The sequence below is a fragment of the Kribbella sp. NPDC003505 genome (genome assembly GCF_040610875.1).
Lineage (GTDB): Bacteria > Actinomycetota > Actinomycetes > Propionibacteriales > Kribbellaceae > Kribbella.
This window is the reverse complement of the sequence record NZ_JBEXNA010000028.1, coordinates 1-1335: the sequence shown is the minus strand read 5'-3', so window position 1 is coordinate 1335 and position 1335 is coordinate 1. Positions and strand designations below refer to the sequence as shown.

Genomic DNA, 1335 nt, shown 5'->3' with positions numbered 1-1335 from the left:
GCAGCTCGACAGACATCCCATGAGCTAAGGGTGTCAAGCTGCGAGGGTTTCGGTGTGTTGTGGCCAGGCGGTTGTTTCGTTGTAGGGGGTGCCGGTTTTGAGGCAGCCGTGGAGGATGCCGACGAGCCGGTTGGCGAGTTGGCGCAGGGCGGGGTTGTGGTCGGCTCCGCGGGCTCGTTGTTTGTCGTAGTAGGCGCGGGCTCCGGGCGAGGCGCTGAGGGCGGTGAAGGCTTGGCTCATGAGGGCGTCGATGAGCCGGTCGTTGTGGACGTAGCGGGCCAGGGCGACCTTCTTCTTGCCCGAGGCGATGGTGATCGGGCTGGTGGCGGCGTAGTTCTTGCGGGCTTTGGCGGATGCGTAGCGGTGGGGGTCGTCGCCGAATTCTGCGAGCACCCGGGCGCCGAGGATCAGTCCCAGCCCGGGCTGGGACACGATGATCTCAGCGGCCGGGTGCCGGCCAAAATGGTCGGCCACCTGCCCCTGCAGGGTCTTGACCTGTTCGTCGAGGACGACCAGGACCGCGACCAGGGCACGGGCCGAGGCGGCGTAGGCGGCCGTGATGACGGCGGGTTGGGTCAGGTGCTCGGTGCGCAGCGCGGCCTGGATCCGTGCGGCCTTGTCGTTGATGTTGCGGCGGCGGGCGCGCTTGAGCGCCGTGCTGATCTGGGTGATCGTCAGCCGGGCGGCAGACGCGGGGTCGGGGGCCTTGGCGAGCAGTTCCAGGGTGTCGGCGGCGTCGAGGTCCTCGAAGGCTTCCAGCGCGGCCGGGAAGTACTCGCGCAGCGCGTGCCGCAGCCGCTGCGTGGTGCGGGTCCGTTCCCAGATCAGCGTCTTGTGCATCCGGGTGACGACCTTGATCGCCTCGGCCTGCGCGCTGTCACCGGCCACCGGGCGCAGCTGGTGGGAGTCGGTGCGGACCATGTCAGCCAGCACGTGCGCGTCCGCGGCGTCGCTCTTGGCGCCCGACACCGCGTGCCGTTTGCGGTACTCCTTGGCCTGCAACGGATTGACCGCGAACACCTGGTAGCCGGCCGCCACCAGCGCGGCCACCCACGGGCCACGGTCGGTCTCGGTCCCGACCACCACCTCGACCTCATCAGGATCGGCGTCGGGATCGGCAGCACCGGCATGCTCGGCCAGCAGCGCGTGCAGCCGGGCCATCCCCGCTATCCCCTCGGCCAGCCGCGCCTTGACCAGCACTCGGCCCGCCGGGTCCATCACCTCCACATCGTGATGCGCCTCGGCCCAGTCATCTCCGACAAAGAACTTCAACTTCTTCTCCCGCGCTCGAAACCGCTCGTTCGTCAGCAAGCCGGTCGGGAGAACCATCAGCGA

Annotated in this window: 1 protein-coding gene; it reads right to left on the bottom strand. The window is 68.9% G+C overall.

Features of this window, described 5'->3' with window-relative positions:
* Positions 1-33: 33 nt before the first annotated feature.
* Positions 34-1332, bottom strand: coding sequence for an IS110 family transposase (locus ABZX12_RS42750; protein ID WP_355701221.1), 1299 nt, complete (start codon positions 1330-1332; stop codon positions 34-36).
* Between the last annotated feature and the right edge of the window lie 3 nt (positions 1333-1335).